This is a genomic window from Pseudomonas xantholysinigenes (genome assembly GCF_014268885.2).
Lineage (GTDB): Bacteria > Pseudomonadota > Gammaproteobacteria > Pseudomonadales > Pseudomonadaceae > Aquipseudomonas > Aquipseudomonas xantholysinigenes.
The window spans coordinates 1988861-2003259 of the sequence record NZ_CP077095.1; the positions used below are offsets into that span (position 1 = coordinate 1988861).

The window sequence follows — 14399 nt, forward strand, 5'->3', positions numbered from 1 at the left end:
TCTTCGCGGGTAAACCCGCTCCCACAGGGGACGCGCGAAGCCTGTGGGAGCGGGTTTAAGTAAACAACAAAAAAAGCCCCGGCATTTCTGCCAGGGCTTCTTCTTGCAGCTTACAACTTGCCGCTCAGCTTACGCCTGGACCACCGGGATCTTGGCGTTGGCCGCTGCTTCGCGGAACTCGGCGATCTGGTCGAAGCTCAGGTAGCGGTAGACGTCGGCAGCCATGCTGTCGATGTCCTTGGCGTACTGCATGTACTCCTCGACGGTCGGCAGCTTGCCGATGATCGAAGCGACAGCGGCCAGCTCGGCCGATGCCAGGTACACGTTGGTGGCGTCGCCCAGACGGTTCGGGAAGTTACGGGTCGAGGTGGAGACCACGGTCGAACCGGTCTGCACACGTGCCTGGTTGCCCATGCACAGCGAGCAGCCTGGCATTTCCATGCGCGCGCCAGCCTTGCCGTAGATGCCGTAGTAGCCTTCCTCGGTCAGCTGGTGGGCGTCCATCTTGGTTGGCGGGGCCAGCCACAGACGGGTCGGAATGCCACCCTTGACCTTGTCCAGCAGCTTGCCGGCGGCGCGGAAGTGACCGATGTTGGTCATGCACGAGCCGATGAACACTTCGTCGATCTTCTCACCCTGTACCGAGGACAGCAGGCGGGCGTCGTCCGGGTCGTTCGGCGCGCAGAGCACAGGCTCTTTGACGTCGGCCAGGTCGATTTCGATGATTTCGGCGTATTCGGCATCGGCATCGGCCGACAGCAGCTCAGGCTTGGCCAGCCAGGCTTCCATGGCCTGGGCGCGGCGCTCCAGGGTGCGGGCATCGCCGTAGCCTTCGCCGATCATCCAGCGCAGCAGAGTGATGTTGGACTGCAGGTACTCGGCGATGGCCTTCTCTGGCAGCTTGATGGTGCAACCAGCGGCAGAACGTTCGGCCGAGGCGTCGGACAGCTCGAAGGCTTGCTCGACGGTCAGGTCGTTGAGGCCTTCGATCTCCAGGATGCGGCCGGAGAAGGCGTTCTTCTTGCCTTTCTTCTCGACGGTCAGCAGGCCTTTCTGGATGGCGTAGTAAGGGATGGCATGCACCAGGTCACGCAGGGTGATGCCAGGTTGCAGTTTGCCCTTGAAGCGCACCAGGATCGACTCCGGCATGTCCAGCGGCATGACGCCGGTGGCGGCGGCGAAGGCCACCAGGCCGGAACCTGCCGGGAACGAGATGCCGATCGGGAAGCGGGTGTGCGAGTCGCCACCGGTGCCTACGGTGTCAGGCATCAGCATGCGGTTCAGCCAGCTGTGGATGATGCCGTCGCCCGGGCGCAGCGACACGCCGCCACGGGTGCGGATGAAGTCTGGCAGGGTGTGGTGGGTGGTGACGTCGATCGGCTTCGGATAAGCGGCGGTGTGGCAGAACGACTGCATCACCAGGTCGGCGGAGAAGCCCAGGCACGCCAGGTCTTTCAGCTCGTCGCGGGTCATCGGGCCGGTGGTGTCCTGGGAACCGACGGTGGTCATCTTCGGTTCGCAGTAGGCACCTGGGCGCACGCCCTGGCCTTCTGGCAGACCGCAGGCGCGACCGACCATCTTCTGCGCCAGGGTGAAGCCCTTGGTCGAAGCGGCAGGCTGCTCAGGTTTCTTGAACAGGTCCGAAGGAGCCAGGCCCAGTTCGGCGCGGGCTTTCTCGGTCAGGCCACGGCCGACGATCAGCGGGATACGGCCGCCGGCGCGGACTTCATCGAGCAGTACTTCGGTTTTCAGCTCGAAGTTGGTGACCAGTTCGTCGCTGCCGTGACGGCGCACTTCACCTTTGAACGGGTAGACGTCGATGACGTCGCCCATGGCCAGGTTGGTGCAGTCGAATTCGATCGGCAGGGCGCCGGCGTCTTCCATGGTGTTGTAGAAGATCGGGGCGATCTTGGTGCCGAAGCAGAAACCACCGGCGCGCTTGTTCGGCACATACGGGATGTCGTCGCCGAAGAACCACAGCACCGAGTTGGTGGCGGATTTACGCGAGGAACCGGTACCGACCACGTCACCGACGTAGGCAACCGGGAAGCCTTTGGCTTTCACGGCTTCGATCTGGGCCAGCGGGCCGACCGAGCCCGGCTGCTGCGGCTCGATGCCGTCGCGGGCCATTTTCAGCATGGCCAGGGCGTGCAGCGGGATGTCAGGGCGCGACCAGGCGTCCGGGGCAGGGGACAGGTCGTCGGTGTTGGTTTCGCCTGGCACCTTGAACACGGTCAGGGTGTACTTGTCGGCGATCGCCGGGCGCGAGGTGAACCACTCGCCGGCAGCCCAGGACTCGAGCACGGCCTTGGCGTGGGCATTGCCCGCCTTGGCTTTCTCGGCCACGTCGTGGAAGGCATCGAACATCAGCAGGGTGTGCTTGAGCTGTTCGGCCGCGACGGCGCCCAGCTCGGCGTCGTCCAGCAGCGCGACCAGCGTCTCGATGTTGTAGCCGCCCTGCATGGTGCCCAGCAACTCGGTGGCGTGCTTGCGGTCGATCAGCGGCGACTTGGCTTCGCCCTTGGCGACGGCGGAGAGGAACGCGGCCTTGACGTAGGCGGCTTCGTCCACCCCTGGTGGAACGCGGTTGGTGATCAGGTCTACGAGGAAGGCTTCTTCGCCGGCCGGCGGGTTTTTCAGCAGCTCGACCAGGCCTGCGGTTTGTTCGGCGTTCAGCGGCTGGGGCACGATACCCAGAGCGGCACGCTCTTCGATATGTTTGCGGTAGGCTTCAAGCACAGTTATTACCCTCATCAGTGGTCCCTAAAGGGAGTCCGGGACGCTCATCCAGCATTCCCATGCACCCATGCGCTGCAAACGGCTTTTTGGGCCGGCGAGCCAGGGTCGCAGAGAATCCTTACAGAAGCTGCTTTCAAAGTTTTACGCCTGCAGAACGGGAGCTGATGAGGGCTGGCACGGGCATGCGAGGGGTGCATGGCCCGGGCCAACGCCGTTCTACCGGATGAACTGTGCTCGTGACGCTTTGAAAACAGCTTCCAACGGACATTGGTGCCTTGAAAAGGCGGAGTGATTCTACGGCAAAAATAAGCCGAAAGTAAGGCGGCGAAGATGACTTTAACGGGTGACCCTGGTTAGACAAAGGGCTAACATGGCCGCGTCTGCCACCGTCAAACCGTTGTCTTTTCATGTCCAATCAGTCCATCAAGACCCCTTGCGTCGGCCTCTGCTCCACTGTCTACGGTGACCTGGTGTGCCGTGGCTGCAAACGCTTCCACCACGAAGTGATCCACTGGAACGGCTATGACGACGCGCAGAAGCGCGCGGTGTGGCTGCGCCTGGAGCAACTGCTGGTGCAGGTGATGATGGCCAAGCTGGAAGTGTTCGACAAAGAGTTGCTGCGCCAGCAACTGGAGCAGCGCTCGATCCGCTTCGTCGCGCAGCAGTCGGAGTATTGCTGGGCGTATCAGCTGATTGCCCGCGGGGCGCGGATGATCCGCGAGCTGGAAGCCTACGGTATGGCGCTGCTGCCGGAATTCCGCGACTGGGAGCTGCCGCAGTTGCGTGATGCCATCGACCGTGAGTTCTTCCTGTTGTCCGAAGCGCATTACCAGCGCTATATCGCCCCAGCGTTCCTGCAGGACGCCCTGAGGTAAGGCCTCCTGCTGCACCCTGGCCTGTGGAGTCTTTAGCGTGGCTTCTCCGATTATCTGTTGGAGAAGTCCATGGCGCTGTATTTCAAGTTCAAGCCTCACCTGTCCTTCATCGCTCAATGCTGGTGGCAGCTCGAGGGTTCCCGTGTCGATCCGTTCGATTGGGCAGGTTCCAAGCATCTGCTCAAACCCATCTGGGTCCGTTTCGAGAGCGGTGATGGCGAGGATGGCTACCTGCGTATCGAAAGCGAGGAGGGTTCGCTTGAGCCCTGGTCGCCCCTGAAGACCAAGGGCCCCGGCTCATTGCACGACAAGTTCTGGTTCGGCTGCTATGAGCGCAATGGCTACTACTATTTCCAGATCAGGCCCATCCGTGGCGATATCCACGGCAGCCCCGAGGTACTGCCCTGGTACCTGGATACCGACACGGTCGGCTACATGGGGATGTACCACAGCTGGTTCAGTGTGCCGGAGTGGGTGGTCTATATCGGTGAGGACATGTGGCAACTGAAAGGGTTGGATCCGCATGACCTCATGGAGGGTGAGCGCTGCGTCAACCTGGTCTTTGCCGACAACGATGACAACCTGGTGACCCAGCGTACCCAGTTCGGACGGCCTTACTTGTACACCGGATCACGCAATGGCAAAGGGCTGATCAGCCTGCAGGTGCTCCGGCACCCTTACGAGCCTGCGAAGACCTAGGACGCCTGACGCGTCCTGGCCGGATCAGTCGCCGGTGTATTCGCAACCACTGGTGCAGGTTTCATGAATGCGCACCTTCGACAGCTCTGGTAGCAGCGGCTTGACCTGGTCCCAGATCCACTTGGCGATCACTTCGCTGGTGGGGTTTTCCAGGCCTGGGATGTCGTTCAGGTAGTTGTGGTCCAGTTGCTCGTAGATCGGCTTGAAGATCGCCTTGATCTCGGAGAAGTCGCGGATCCAGCCGGTGTGCGGGTCGAGCGGGCCGGTCAGGTGCAGGGCTACCTTGAACGAGTGGCCATGCAGGCGACCGCATTTGTGGCCGGCCGGGACGTTGGGCAGGCGGTGGGCGGATTCGAAGGTAAATTCCTTAAAGATTTCCACGCTGTCTTAACTCTGTATGAATCGATAATGCGCGCAGTCTACCAGCATGGCCGCTACAAGGCTTGCAACCGTTCGTGCAGCCGCCCGGTGGCGATCAGCTCCAGCAGCTCGTCGCCCAGCCGTCGGCTTTCGGCGATGGCCTGGTACCAGTAGCGCTTACGCGCCGGTGCGTCGCCCATGAAGCGCTTGAAGTCGTTGCGGTCTGGCAGCTTGCCATAGGGCAGGGCGGCCAGGTACTGCGGCGACGGGGTCATCAGCAGCACGTTGCGCAGGCGCGTGGCGTCGCCCTTGCGCCAGGGCAGCGCCTTGTCGAACCAACCGGGCACCACCTTGTCGGTGAAGTGCGGGTACAGCACCAGGTCGTCGCCGTGGTAGGGCAGGTCGAGGTGGTAGTCGAGCAGGCCGCCGTCGCGGTAGGTGCCGGCGCCGGCGCCAGGAATGTCGCGCACGCCTTCCATGACCATCGGGATCGAGCCCGAGGCCAGCAGGGCGTGGCGCAGGTTGGCCAGGTCCAGCGGCAGACAGCGCGAGGGGAAGTCGGTCAGCGGCTCCAGCGGCGGCGCGGCGCGTTGGTCGTGGAGGATAACCCGCTCGAAATGCCGGCCCAGGCGCGAGCGCCCCAGCAGGTTGCTGGCGATCACAGAGGACAGGCCGATGCCCAGGCGGGCGCGGTGGTCGTGGGCGAGCTGGCCATGGCTCTTCACCACCAGGATGTTCAGGCGGTAGTGTGGGTTGGCCAGGATCTGCCCGTCGCGGCCTTGCATCAGGTCGTCGAGCATGCGCTGACAACTCTGGCTGATCTCTTTTGCTGTCACGCCCTTGGCGAAGTCCTGCTCGCTATACAGCTCGCCCAGGCGGCGGATACCGGCGACCGGGTCTTGCAGGCAGGCACTGGCGAAGCGCCAGGCGCCGATCGAGGCGCCGATCAGCGCGCGTTGACGTGGCGCCTTGGGCAGCCACTCACCGAACAGCGCCAGGTCCAGGCCCTGGATCCCAAGCGGCTTGGGGCCGCCGGCGGCGCCGGGCAGCACACCGACATCTTCGGCCCGCAAACCGCGCTCGCGGATCTGGCGCAGGGCCCGCTGGCCGGCCTTGAAGGTCAGGGCGGGGTACTTGATGTGGATGGCGGGCATGGCAGGTCTCGGATCGGGCAGGCGGACAGTATAGAGATTTTGTCGGCTGTATCGCGGGGCTGGACGTACACATCCCCCTGTAGGAGCGGCCCCGGCGATCTTTGCAAAAACGCTGAAATCCCCGGGGCTGCTGCGCAGCCCTTTCCGACCGGTCCGACGCCTCGGCAAGGCCGCTCCTGCAAGGGACTGCGCATGGCCACCAAGAGCTGCGCTATCATGCGGCCAGCTGTTTTCAGGTTGAGTTAAGGACCGGTGGTTATCTTTGACCCCGTAGACACATTACAGACCTCGCTGGAGAGCACCTCATGAAAACCCTGACTGCCCTGTTCACCGCCGCCGCCCTCGCATTCGGCGCCAACGTTGCCTTCGCCAAGGACGTGCAGCCCGACGAAGTGGTCAAGCTGGTCAACGCCAAGACCATCAAGTCACTGGACGAACTCAAGGCCGCCGCCGTGGCCAAGCACCCGGGCGCCACTGTGACCGACTCGGAACTGGAGAACGAATACGGCCGCTACATCTACAAGGTCGACCTGCGTGACGCGCAGAATGTCGAATGGGATGTGGACCTGGACGCCAAGACCGGTGAAGTCCTGAAGGACGAGCGTGACAACTGATGCCTGAGCTACCGCGAACGGCGCGCTGGCTGGCCCTGGTTCTGATGGCCGTCTGCTCGTTCGCCGCCGCCCGCGACCTGGATCAGGATGAAGCCCTGGCGCTACGGCAACAGGGCATCATCCTGCCGCTGGAGCAACTGCTCGCTGCCGCCCTGGGGCGTTACCCCGGGGCGCGCCTGCTGGAGGCGGAGCTGGAAGAAAAGCACGGCCGCTACGAATACGAAGTCGAGCTGCTGACCCCCTCGGGCGTGGTCCGCGAGATCAAATACGATGCCCGAACCGGCACCCTGCTCAAGGACGAGGAAGACGACTGAATGCGCCTGTTGCTTGTCGAAGACAATGTGCCCCTGGCCGATGAACTGACCGCCGCCCTGCAACGCCAGGGCTACGCCGTGGACTGGCTGGCCGATGGCCGCGACGCGGTGTACCAGGGCCAGAGCGAGCCTTACGACCTGATCGTGCTCGACCTCGGCCTGCCGGGGTTGCCGGGCCTGGACGTGCTGGCGCAGTGGCGCGCGGCAAACCTGGCCACCCCGGTGCTGATCCTTACCGCGCGCGGCTCCTGGGCCGAGCGGATCGAAGGGCTCAAGGCCGGTGCCGACGATTACCTGACCAAGCCGTTCCACCCCGAGGAGCTGCAGTTGCGCATCCAGGCCCTGTTGCGCCGAGCCAAGGGCCTGGCCAACCAGCCGACCCTGGAGGCCGCCGGGCTGCACCTGGACGAGTCGCGTCAGTGCGTGAGCCGCGACGGTGCCGACGTTCAGCTCACTGCCGCCGAGTTCCGCCTGCTGCGCTATTTCATGCTGCACCCCGGGCAGGTGCTGTCCAAGAGCCACCTGGCCGAGCACCTGTACGACGGCGAGACCGAGCGCGACTCCAACGTGCTCGAGGTCCATGTCAACCACCTGCGGCGCAAGCTCGGCCGCAGTGTGATCGAGACCCGTCGCGGCCAGGGTTACGTCTACGCCGGAAACGTCGCGTGAGGTCGATCCAGGCACGCCTGAGCCTGGGGCTGGTGGCCGTGCTGGTGGTGGTGGGCGTGGGCCTGGCGCAGGTGGCCTTGTGGCTGTTCGAGGCTGGTCTGCAGCGCTACCTGGAAAACGGCCTGCGCAAAGAGAGCGAGAACCTGCTGGTGGCGCTGGTGCGCGGCCCTTCCGGCTTGCAACTGGACGAACGGCGGCTGTCGGCGGCTTATCAGCAGCCATTCTCCGGGTATTACTTTCGCATCGACTTCGAGCAGGGCACCTGGCGCTCCCGTTCGCTGTGGGACCTGGACATGCCCAAGCCGGCCAAGCCTGGGCTGGACGATGGCCATGAGCTTGGTCCCGATGGCCAGCAACTGCTGGCCTATCGCGGCGACTATCGGCGCCTGGGGCAGGATATTTCCATCAGTGTGGCCCAGGACTATTCGCCGGTGCGCGAAGGCTTTAGGCGCATGCAGCAGATCGGCCTGGGCATGGGCGCGTTGGCCCTGTTGCTGGTGCTGGTGCTGCAGCGCGTCACCGTGACCCGTTCGCTGCGGCCCCTGGAGCGGGCGCGGCGGCAGATCGCCCAGCTGCAGCAGGGCCAGCGCTCGCAGCTGGATGCCGAGGTGCCCAGCGAGCTGCAGCCGCTGGTGGACCAGATCAACCACCTGCTGGCCCATACCGAAGACAGCCTGCGCCGCTCGCGCACCGCCCTGGGCAACCTGGGGCATGCGCTGAAGACACCGCTGGCGGTGTTGCTTAGCCTGGCTGCCAGCGAGCGCTTGCAGGCGCTGCCCGAGGTGCGTGCGCAGATGCGCGAGCAACTGGAGCAGATCCAGCAACGCCTGGCCCGCGAGCTCAACCGCGCACGCCTGGCCGGTGATGCGCTGCCCGGCGCGCAGTTCGATTGCGATGCCGAATTGCCGGGGTTGCTGGCGACCTTGGGCATGATCCATGGCGAAGGCCTGGTACTCGAGCGCGACGTGCCGCCTGGGCTGTTGCTGCCCTGGGACCGTGAAGACCTGCTGGAGCTGCTCGGCAACCTGTTGGACAACGCCTGTAAATGGGCCGACAGCGAGGTGCGCCTGGGCATTGCAGCGACCAGCGAGGGGTATCGGCTGTGGGTCGATGACGATGGCCCGGGGATTGCCGAAGCCCAGCGCCAGCAAGTGCTGGAGCGCGGCTCGCGGCTGGACGAACAGGTCGATGGGCATGGCCTGGGCCTGGGGATCGTGCGCGATATCGTCGAGGCCTGGGGCGGGCGCATTGCCTTGTTGGACAGCCCCCTGGGCGGCTTGCGGGTGAGCATCGAGCTGCCGCGCAAGGGGGGTAGTGCATAGCGTCGCCTGCTTCGTTGGAGCAACCGTGCAAAAAAATTGCAGTGCAGCCGCAGTTTTTTGAATTGGCCCATTGCCTGGCGCCCCGGCACAATCGCGCCTCACGAAACCGCTTGGTTTCCATCTCTCCACGGACGGAGCCCCTTGCGCTATTGCCTTGGCAATACAGGGCCCAGGCAGTTGACGCTGGGCTTTCTTTTTCCATCAGAAGAACACGATCACACTCCCCGATGCCTGCCTTGCGTCCTGAAAGCCGTCTGCAGCGCCTGCTCCCGGCGCCCCTGAACATCCCTCCCCGAGAATGGCTGCGCGCAGGCCTTGGCGCGCTGCTCGGCCTGTTCCTCGCCGGTTACCTGTGCAGCCTGCTGTATGGGCCGTCGGTCGCCTTGCACCTGCTCGGGCCGCTGGCGGCTTCGGCGGTGCTGGTGTTTGCCGTGCACTCCGGCCCGTTGGCGCAACCCTGGCCGGTGCTGGGCAGCTATGCCCTGGCTGGCGTCGTGGGCCTGGCCATGCGCCAGGGTTTCGGCGATGGCCTGTGGGTGGCCGCCGCCGCCTTGGGCATCGCCATCCTGGTGATGTGCCTGCTGCGCTGCCTGCACCCGCCGGGTGGCGGCGTGGCGGCCAGCGCGGTACTGGCCGACCCGGGGCTGGTGGCCCTGGGCGATCACCTGCTCGAGCCCATACTGCTCAACGCGTTGATCCTGGTTGTTGTGGCGGTGGCCTACAACCGTCTGACCGGTGTGCGTTACCCCAAGGGCGTGCCGCCGCGCAAGGACCTGCACCACACCCATGATCCGCTGCCGGGCGCGCGGGTGGGCATCAGTGGCGAGGACCTGGACCAGGCCCTGGAAGAGATCGGTGAGTTCGTTGACGTGACCCGTGACGAACTGCAGCGGATCATCCTGGCCACCGAGCAGCACGCGCTGCAACGCAGCCTGGGGGGGATTACCGCAGGTTCCGTGATGTCCCGTGACGTACAGGCGGCGTCGCCGGGCACCACCCTCGAGCAGGCCTGGAAGATGCTGGCCAGCCATCACCTGAAGACCCTGCCGGTGCTGGAACAGGGGCGGCTGGTGGGCATTGTCAGCCTCAGCGACCTGGTCGGCCCGGCGATGGCCCGTGGCTGCTTCAGCTGGCGCGGGCTGTTTCGGCGCAATGTGGTACGCCTGGAGCAGGTGATGAGCCGCCGGGTGGTCAGTGTCGGCAGCCAGCAGCCGCTGGAGCACCTGCTGCCGCTGCTCAGCGAGCAGGGATTGCACTGCTTGCCGGTGCTCGACGACGACACGCTGGTGGGGGTGATCACCCAGACTGACCTGATCGCCGGGCTCAAGCGACACTTGCTCAATGCCGCGGCGCAAGGGTCAGATCAGCGGGTCCCAGCGTTGTGACCAGTCGCTGTCGCCGGCCGCGATCAACCGGCGCAGCACCGTGAAGGCCTGTTGCAGGGCCTCGCTGTCGCGCTTGCGTGGGTAGACCAGGAAGGTTGGGTAGGTGAACTCAGGCGCCTGCGGCACCCGTTCGAACACCCCGCTTTGCAAGTAGGCCTGTACCACCCGGGTACGGAAGTAGCCGCTGCCACCCTGGTCGAGGATGAACTGCAAGGCCAGCGGCCCGAGGTTGAAGCTCAGCGCCGGGCGCGACAGGTCGGGCAGGGCGGCATCGTGCTGGCGGCGGAAGGCTTCGCCCCAGTCGATGTAGATGTACGGCTCGGGGGCATCGACGCGGCGCACGCGGATCAGCTTCTCCTCCATCAACTGCTCCACCTGCAAGCCTGGGCCGTAGGTTGGCTGGTAGACCAGCGCGGCATCCAGCAGGCCCATCTCCACCTTGCGCAACAACGAGTCACCATCGCTGACCTCGCTGCGGATCGCGTGGCTGGGCAGCTCGCGATGCAAGGCGCTGACCCAGTCGAGCAGCATCGGGTTGCCCAGGCTCACTTCGCCACCGACATGCAGCACCTGCTGGCAGCCCTGGGGCAGTGGCAGGTCGCGGCGCGCGGCTTCCCAGGTCTGCACCAGCTGGTTGGCGTAGGTGACGAAGGCCTCGCCGTCGCGGGTCACGCTGGCGCCGCTGCGGCTGCGCACGAACAACTGGCAACCCAGTTGCTGTTCCAGGCGCTGGACCCGCGCCGTGATCGCCGTCTGCGACACGCACAGGCGCTCGGCGGCGGCGACCAGGCTGCCGCAACGCAGGATTTCCAGGAAGGTTCGGGCCTGATCGATGTCCATGGGCGGGCTCTGTGGCTGGAGGGGTGGCCTATTTTAGAGGCTTTGCTCCTTAATGGGGCGAGCGTCGGCGGTGCGGGTTGCCTGGTTCGCCGGCAAGGCTGGCTTGTGTAATGACCCAGCTGAGCACTTCGGCGAAGGTCGGCCGCGCCGGTACGTCAGCTTGCTGGCAAGCCCTGGCCAGTTCGCGTAAAGCCTGGTCGTCCTGTTCGCAGCAGCCCAGCAGCTCTTCGACGAGAATGCCGAAGGCTCGTACTTCCAGGAGCTCCACTGCCCTGGCAGTGGGCGGGTGGAACGATGCCGCGCCGAAATCGCCGAGCAGGCACTGGCCGACGGTGTCGAAGAGGATATTGTGGGCATACAGGTCGCCATGGTTCAGGCCGCGCCCATGCAGGTGGGCGCACACCGAGGCGATGCCGGCGACCAGGCGGCGTACGGCAGGCAACCCCAGGCGCCGGGCTTCGGGGTAGCGGTCGCGGGTGCAACTGTCCAGGCTGGGCGGGCCGGCCAGGTTCGACCAGTGCGCCTCGATCAATTGCATCACCAGTGCCGGCAGGCCTTGCGGATGATCGTCGATGCGCCCGGCTAGGCGCACCAGCTGCGGGTGGTCGCCGGCGGCGATGCAGGCGCTCATTTCCGCCAGCGGCGAGCCGTCGCTGGTTATCGACCCCTTGTACAGTTTGACCGCCACCGGTGCTGCCTGGCCGGACCAGTGGGCCCGATGGATCAGCCCCGAGGCGCCGCGGCCGAGCTCTTCCTCCAGGCGAATGTCTTGCCAGCTCAACGTGGGGCAGTGGCCATCGCTGGCCGGCGCGACAAACCCTTCGGGCAGCGGGTTGTCGGCGTAGGCCAGCCAGGCCAGGCGCGGCAACTGCCACAGCCATTCGGGCAGGGCTGTCAGGCGGTTGCTGGCGATGCGCAGCAACTCCAGGCGCTCGCAGCGGGCGAGGCTGTCGGGCAGCCTGGCGAGCCGGTTGCCGGCGAGCATCAGCTTCTGCAAATGGGCGCAGTCGCCAAGGGCTTCGGGCAACTGCTCCAGGGCGTTGTCGGTCAACACCAGCGAACGCAGGGTGGCCGGCAGGGCCTGGGCCTCGACGCGGGTGATGCGGTTGCTCTTGAAACCCACGGTTTCCAGGGCGGGGCAGCGCCCGATGCCGTGGGGCAGGTGGGTAAAGGCATTCTCCGAACAGAACAGCACCTTGAGCCGGGTCAGGCGATACAGGTCGTCGGGCAGCTCGGCCAGGGCATTGCCGGTGAGATTGAGCACTTCCAGGCTGTCGGCCAGCTCGAAGATCTCGTGGGGGAAGTGTGTCAGGCCCTGGCACAGGTCAAGGCGGGTGATACCGCGCAGGCGGCCGGCGCGCAGGTCGTCGAGGGTATGCATGGTACGGCTCTTGGGTCGGGGGCCGGCCATTCTAGAGCCTTGGTCACTGCAAATCTGCATATGGGTTGCGACTTAAGTCCGGTGGCGGCGGCGTACCGTGGGTCCATACTCCACGTTCGCCCTTCAATAACAACAAGTACCGGGTTGCGAACCAATGACTTATCAGCACAGCTACGCCCATTCTATTGCCGACCCCGCAGCCTTCTGGCAGGCCCAGGCCGAACAGTTGGCCTGGCAGCGCAAGCCTTCCATCACCTTGCAGCGCAACGCCGACGGCACCCACCGCTGGTTCGCCGACGGCCGCCTGAACAGCTGCCACCTGGCCCTCGACCATCAGATCGAGCAGGGCCGGGGCGAGCAACTGGCGTTGATCTACGACTCGCCCGTGACCGGCCTGCAGCAGACCTTCACCTACCAGCAACTGCGCGACGAGGTCGCGCGCCTGGCCGGCCTGCTGCGCAGCCTGGGCGTGGGCAAGGGCGACGGGGTGATCATCTACATGCCAATGGTGCCCCAGGCGGCCATGGCGATGCTCGCCTGCGCGCGTATCGGTGCGGTGCATTCGGTGGTGTTCGGTGGTTTTGCCGCGAACGAGTTGGCGCTGCGCATCGATGACGCCCGGCCGGCACTGCTGCTGACCGCCTCGTGCGGGCTGGAGTTTGACCGGGTGATCGAATACAAGCCGCTGGTCGACCGGGCCCTGCAACTGGCGCGGCACCAGCCTCGGCAGGTGCTGGTGCTGCAACGCCCACAGGTCCGCGCCGAACTGCAGGCCGGGCGCGACCTGGACTGGCAGCAGGCGCTGGCCGCTGCCGAGGCGGTGGCGCCCGTGGCGCTGGACGCGGGTGACCCGCTGTACATCATGTACACCTCCGGCACCACCGGCAAACCCAAAGGCATCGTCCGCGAGAATGGCGGCAATGCCGTCGCCTTGTGTTATGCCATGCGTCATATCTATGGCATGCAGGCGGGTGACGTATGGTGGGGGATTTCCGATGTCGGCTGGGTGGTCGGCCATTCGCTGATCGTCTACGGGCCGTTGATGAGCGGCTGCACCACGGTGTTCTACGAAGGCAAGCCGATCCGCACGCCGGACGCCTCGGCATACTGGCGCATCGTCGAGCAGTACCAGGTCAATGGGTTGTTCTGTGCACCTACCGCCATGCGTGCGATCCGCAAGGAAGACCCGGAAGGCGTGCTGATCCGCCGTCATGACTTGAGTTCGCTGCGCCAGCTGTTCCTTGCCGGCGAGAAACTCGACAGCAGCACCCATGCCTGGCTGGAAGAGGTCACTGGCAAGCCGGTGCACGACCACTGGTGGCAGACCGAGACCGGTTGGCCGGTGACCGCGCCCTGCGTGGGCCTCGAAGGCAGCGCGGCGCGGCCTGGATCGAGCAACCGCGCGGTACCGGGCTATCACGTGCAGGTGCTGGATGACGACGGCAAGCCGTTGGGGCCGAACCAGCAGGGTGCCATCGTCATCGCCCTGCCGTTGCCCCCAGGCTGCAGCCAAACCTTGTGGGGCGATCATGAGCGCTACCTGCAGGCTTACCTGCACAGCTACCCGGGCTATTACCACACCGGTGACGGCGGCTACCTGGACGACGACGGGTTCGTCTACATCATGGGGCGCACCGACGACGTCATCAATGTCTCCGGACATCGCCTGTCCACTGGCGAGATGGAGGATCTGGTGGCGCTGCACCCGGCGGTGGCCGAGTGCGCGGTGATCGGCGTGCACGACGAGATCAAGGGCCAGGTGCCGCTGGCGCTGGTGGTGCTCAAGGACGGGCAGGGCATCGGCGAGTCGCAGCTGCAGGGCGAACTGGTGGCCAGGGTGCGCGAGCAGATCGGCGCGCTGGCCTGCTTCAACCGGGTGCGGCTGGTCAAGCGTTTGCCCAAGACCCGCTCGGGCAAGATCCTGCGAGCCGTGCTGCGCAAGATTGCCGATGGACAGGCGTATGTGCCGCCATCGACCCTGGATGATCCGGCGGTATTGGCGGAAATCGAGGGCGTGCTGGCGGACCTGCCCAGGGCAGGCTGAGGC

At 65.3% G+C, this 14399-nt stretch carries 13 protein-coding genes; 8 read left to right on the forward strand and 5 right to left on the reverse strand.

Annotated elements, in window-relative coordinates; translation table 11 throughout:
- Positions 1 to 129 precede the first annotated feature (129 nt).
- Positions 130 to 2739 carry a bifunctional aconitate hydratase 2/2-methylisocitrate dehydratase gene (gene acnB / locus HU772_RS08985; protein ID WP_186660431.1) on the reverse strand — a complete coding sequence of 870 codons (2610 nt, stop codon included), beginning with the start codon at positions 2737 to 2739 and terminating at the stop codon, positions 130 to 132.
- Positions 2740 to 3146: 407 nt separating this feature from the next.
- Between acnB and HU772_RS08990 the strand changes: the two genes are divergently transcribed.
- Positions 3147 to 3614: a DUF1289 domain-containing protein gene (locus HU772_RS08990; protein WP_186660355.1), complete on the forward strand. Its 468-nt coding sequence runs from the start codon at positions 3147 to 3149 to the stop codon at positions 3612 to 3614.
- Positions 3615 to 3683: 69 nt separating this feature from the next.
- Positions 3684 to 4313 carry a hypothetical protein gene (locus tag HU772_RS08995; protein WP_186660357.1) on the forward strand — a complete coding sequence of 210 codons (630 nt, stop codon included), beginning with the start codon at positions 3684 to 3686 and terminating at the stop codon, positions 4311 to 4313.
- A 24-nt stretch (positions 4314 to 4337) separates the two neighbouring features.
- Here the strand turns inward: HU772_RS08995 and queD are convergent, their stop codons facing one another.
- Positions 4338 to 4694 carry a 6-carboxytetrahydropterin synthase QueD gene (gene queD, locus HU772_RS09000; RefSeq protein WP_023630589.1) on the reverse strand — a complete coding sequence of 119 codons (357 nt, stop codon included), beginning with the start codon at positions 4692 to 4694 and terminating at the stop codon, positions 4338 to 4340.
- A gap of 53 nt (positions 4695 to 4747) precedes the next feature.
- Positions 4748 to 5827 (reverse strand): patatin-like phospholipase family protein, encoded by a 1080-nt coding sequence (locus HU772_RS09005; protein ID WP_186660360.1) that lies wholly within the window; start codon positions 5825 to 5827, stop codon positions 4748 to 4750.
- Positions 5828 to 6132: 305 nt separating this feature from the next.
- Here HU772_RS09005 and HU772_RS09010 point away from each other — a divergent pair, with 305 nt between their 5' ends.
- From HU772_RS09010 to HU772_RS09030, 5 genes are all read left to right on the forward strand, one after another.
- Complete coding sequence (locus HU772_RS09010) at positions 6133 to 6441, forward strand: PepSY domain-containing protein (protein WP_028692598.1); 309 nt, start codon at positions 6133 to 6135, stop codon at positions 6439 to 6441.
- Positions 6441 to 6755 (forward strand): PepSY domain-containing protein, encoded by a 315-nt coding sequence (locus HU772_RS09015; RefSeq protein ID WP_186660362.1) that lies wholly within the window; start codon positions 6441 to 6443, stop codon positions 6753 to 6755. Before HU772_RS09010 ends, HU772_RS09015 begins: the two co-directional genes overlap by 1 nt.
- A complete protein-coding gene (locus tag HU772_RS09020; RefSeq protein WP_186660364.1) occupies positions 6756 to 7424 on the forward strand; it encodes a response regulator transcription factor in 669 nt (222 codons plus the stop codon).
- Complete coding sequence (locus HU772_RS09025; protein ID WP_186660366.1) at positions 7421 to 8746, forward strand: sensor histidine kinase; 1326 nt, start codon at positions 7421 to 7423, stop codon at positions 8744 to 8746. Before HU772_RS09020 ends, HU772_RS09025 begins: the two co-directional genes overlap by 4 nt.
- 227 nt (positions 8747 to 8973) lie before the next feature.
- Entirely contained in the window at positions 8974 to 10131 is a 1158-nt protein-coding gene (locus HU772_RS09030; RefSeq protein ID WP_186660368.1) for an HPP family protein, read from the forward strand.
- Here the strand turns inward: HU772_RS09030 and HU772_RS09035 are convergent.
- The gene (locus tag HU772_RS09035; protein WP_186660370.1) at positions 10105 to 10971 is read right to left on the reverse strand and encodes a LysR family transcriptional regulator; all 867 of its coding nucleotides are present in this window, start codon (positions 10969 to 10971) and stop codon (positions 10105 to 10107) included. The two genes, HU772_RS09030 and HU772_RS09035, sit on opposite strands and share 27 nt — an antisense overlap.
- 49 nt (positions 10972 to 11020) lie before the next feature.
- Positions 11021 to 12352: a leucine-rich repeat-containing protein kinase family protein gene (locus HU772_RS09040; protein WP_186660372.1), complete on the reverse strand. Its 1332-nt coding sequence runs from the start codon at positions 12350 to 12352 to the stop codon at positions 11021 to 11023.
- Positions 12353 to 12506: 154 nt separating this feature from the next.
- Between HU772_RS09040 and HU772_RS09045 the strand changes: the two genes are divergently transcribed.
- Positions 12507 to 14396, forward strand: coding sequence for a propionyl-CoA synthetase (locus tag HU772_RS09045; RefSeq protein WP_186660374.1), 1890 nt, complete (start codon positions 12507 to 12509; stop codon positions 14394 to 14396).
- The last annotated feature ends 3 nt before the right edge of the window (positions 14397 to 14399 follow it).